Here is a 3,537-nt window from a genome sequence, read left to right on the forward strand (position 1 = left end):
AAATATTTGGTCACTTTTGGAATTAAATTCGCTTGACTAAAAACAACGACGTGATCTTTTGGTTCGATAATGAAATCTTTTGTTGGAATAAATCCATCATTTCTGCGAACAATTCCAGCAATAATAGCACCTTCTTTAAACGGAAAATCGCTTACTTTTTTGAATGCGATTTCAGAATTTTCGTGAATACGGAATTCTAAAACTTCAGCATCTAAATCAGAAATTCCTGTTACATCCATCACAGAACCTTGTCGAATATAACGGAAAATACTATCTGCGGTTAAGAGTTTTTTATTGATAAAAGCGTTAATTCCAACTTCTTGACTAAGATGAATATAGTCGATATTTTCGACCAAAGCAATTGTTTTTTTAACACCTTTTGATTTTGCTAAAAGACACGACATAATATTCGTTTCCGAACTTCCTGTCACAGCAATAAAAGCATCTGAATCAGAAATACCTTCTTCCAATAACAATTCTCCATCTCGACCATCACCATTGATAATCAAAATGTTATTTAAATCATCAGCTAAATCAAAAGCTTTGTTTCGATTGATTTCTAATAACTTAACGTTGTGCTTGTTATCTTTTAAAAGTTTGGCAACTTTGACACCAATACTTCCTCCTCCCAAAACAATTACATTTTTGAAATACTCTTGTTTTTTTCCTAGGATTTTATAAACTTCTAAAATTCCAGCTTTTTTTACAATAAAATAAACGTGATCGTCTATTCTAAATTCAGTATCAGCTTCAGGAATAATGGTTTGATACTCGCCACGTTCGTTGCTACGAATTATTGCAATTGGCATCAAAAGATTGTCTTCGCCACCTTTCGTCGTCAAATACATGTCTTTGTACTGCTTGTCCAAAATTTTACAATCCGCATCCAAAACAGTTCCAACCATAAAAAGTTGACCATTTGCAAACGGATGCATCGCATTGAAAGCAGATTGTTGAACAAGAGAATAAATCTCATCAGCCGCTAATTTCTCAGGGCTAATTAATGCATCAATTCCCATTCCTTGAACCCAAAATTGATTTTCTTTGTAAAGAAATTCAGGATTCGAAATTCGAGCTAATGTGCGTTTTGCCCCTAAATCTTTCGCAATCGAAGCACTTGTAAGGTTTGTGTTTTGAAGATGAGTGACCGATATAAAAATATCTGTATCATCAATTCCAACTTCTCGCAAAGCCTTGAAAGAAGTAATATCACCACGATAAGCCATTACATCTAACGAGTTTTCGATCATCAACAATTTGTCCTTGTCCATGTCCATGATGACGATGTCGTTCATTTCATTAGAAAGTAATTTAGCCAAATGAAAACCAACTTCTCCAGCACCTCCGATTAATATTTTCATGAAAGAAATTTAGGATAAAACTATTTTGACGTTTCTTTTTGTCCCATTAACATTAGAAACGATTTCAAGAATTCGTCTATATCACCGTTCATTACAGCATCTACATTACCTGTTTCAGTTCCTGTTCTGACGTCTTTTACCAATTTGTATGGATGCATCACATAATTACGAATTTGAGAACCCCATTCGATTTTCATCTTATTTGCCTCAATCTCATTACGTGCAGCCATTTTTTTCTCTAACTCAATCTTGTACAATTCAGATTTTAACATCTCCATTGCACGTTCGCGATTGGCTAACTGAGAACGTTCAACCTGACAAACAACCACAATTCCTGTAGGTTTGTGTGTTAACTGAACTTTTGTTTCAACCTTATTTACATTTTGTCCTCCAGCTCCTCCAGAACGAGACGTTTGCAATTCGATATCTGCAGGATTGATTTCAATCTCGATTGTATCATCTACAATTGGCGAAACATAAACCGAAACGAAACTTGTGTGACGTTTTGCGTTACTATCAAAAGGCGAAATACGCACCAAACGATGTACACCATTTTCTCCTTTCAGATAACCGAAAGCAAACTCGCCATCCACTTCTAATGTTACCGTTTTTACACCCGCAACATCACCCGCTTGATAGTTTAATTCTTTTACTTTATATCCATGTTTTTCGGCCCACATCAAATACATACGCATCAACATAGAAGCCCAATCACAAGATTCTGTACCTCCAGCTCCCGCAGTAATTTGAAGAATTGCACCAAGATTATCTCCTTCTTCTGAAAGCATATTCTTGAATTCTATATCTTCTAAAAGCTTGGCAACAACATTATATTGTTCCATAACTTCTTCGTCACTAACTTCACCTTCGCGGTTAAATTCTACTAAAACTTCGACATCATTTACTGCATTTGCAATCGTTTGGTATTCATCGATCCATTTCTTTTTACCACGCAAAACTTTCATAAAAGCTTCGGCTTCTTTCGGGTTGTTCCAAAATTCAGGTGAAGCAGCATGCTCTTCTTCATTTTGAACTTCGATTTCTTTTTGTTCGATTTCCAAATATTCGTGCAAATCTTGTGTACGTTTTTGGATGTCTTTTAGTAATTCGTTGTTAAACATAATTGCAAATGTATAAAAATAGGAGGTTAAGCATTAATCACTTTATCATCTTTTCCGTTCCAAGAAAGAATTTTATAAGTAAAACCGTCTTCCGTTTTAATTTCTTGGTCTTTCAGCATCAAAAAAGTATCGTCCCAATCACCATCATCATAACTAATTACCCAGAATAATTGGTTGAACAACAAACCTTCCAAAATATACAAAAGTTCCTCAACAGAATCTACTTCGTAAGTTGTAAAAGGAAAAGAAGATTTGATCCAAATCTTATCATCATCCGAAGTCTGAATATAAAGATCACCAAAAGTCGATTTGTATTCATTCTCGATATGGAATTCTAATAATTCGGTATCTTTTTTGTGAAGCCCTGTAAAATCTGGAATTGCTTCAATGATTTGATTGTATATTTTGATTGAAAAATCGTTCATCTTTCTGAAATTAGCTTGCAAAAATAAACGATATTATCTAATTCTGACACGATATTTATGTTCAATAAATCGAAAAAAGTTAAATAATTTGTATTCAAAATCGTAACCATAGTCAATAGAAGGATCCAAATCTATACTCACCGCATACAAATCAGGATTATATGTCATTGGTTGCATATGTCGTTGATTCCAAATCATCACATATTGGCGATTTTTTTGTTCGTAATATTCTTTCGAATAATATTCTTTGGGTAATGCAGTTGTTTTTAAATAAATATCATATTGAGGATCAAATACAACAATATCATAATCACCATCTTCATTCGGCTCGAATTTTAATGAATTCTCATCTTTATTCGGAACTGAATTTTGTGTGGATTGATTGGTTGTACAAGCAAAAAATAGGAGAGAAACGCTGAAGAATAAAAATAGCTTTTTCATAATTTTTTAATTTGATTAAATATATTGAAAAATAACGATATTAAGTGTTTATATCTACATTTACACTTATATTCTAATAATTTAGAATTACATGAATAGTAGTTCTGAAATATAAATGTTTATTTCATATTATTTATATATATATCTAAGAGACATTGAAAAATTATCATCATGAAATTTATTAATTTA

General features: G+C 32.8%; 4 protein-coding genes. All 4 read right to left on the minus strand.

All coding sequences use genetic code 11. The features are described from left to right. On the minus strand, nt 1-1,361 hold a 1,361-nt coding region (trkA, locus tag N5D03_RS14630), incomplete at its 3' end, for a Trk system potassium transporter TrkA (RefSeq protein ID WP_280052086.1). 20 nt (nt 1,362-1,381) lie between these two features. Then, nucleotides 1,382-2,482, minus strand: coding sequence for a peptide chain release factor 2 (gene prfB, locus N5D03_RS14635; RefSeq protein ID WP_280048939.1), 1,101 nt, complete (start codon nt 2,480-2,482; stop codon nt 1,382-1,384). 26 nt (nt 2,483-2,508) lie between these two features. Then, nucleotides 2,509-2,907, minus strand: coding sequence for a hypothetical protein (locus tag N5D03_RS14640; protein WP_038335837.1), 399 nt, complete (start codon nt 2,905-2,907; stop codon nt 2,509-2,511). Nucleotides 2,908-2,940: 33 nt separating this feature from the next. Further along, nucleotides 2,941-3,348 carry a DUF6146 family protein gene (locus N5D03_RS14645; RefSeq protein WP_260509583.1) on the minus strand — a complete coding sequence of 136 codons (408 nt, stop codon included), beginning with the start codon at nt 3,346-3,348 and terminating at the stop codon, nt 2,941-2,943. Nucleotides 3,349-3,537: the final 189 nt, after the last annotated feature.

This window comes from Empedobacter sp. GD03861, from assembly GCF_029840885.1.
GTDB classification, from domain to species: Bacteria; Bacteroidota; Bacteroidia; order Flavobacteriales; family Weeksellaceae; genus Empedobacter; species Empedobacter falsenii_B.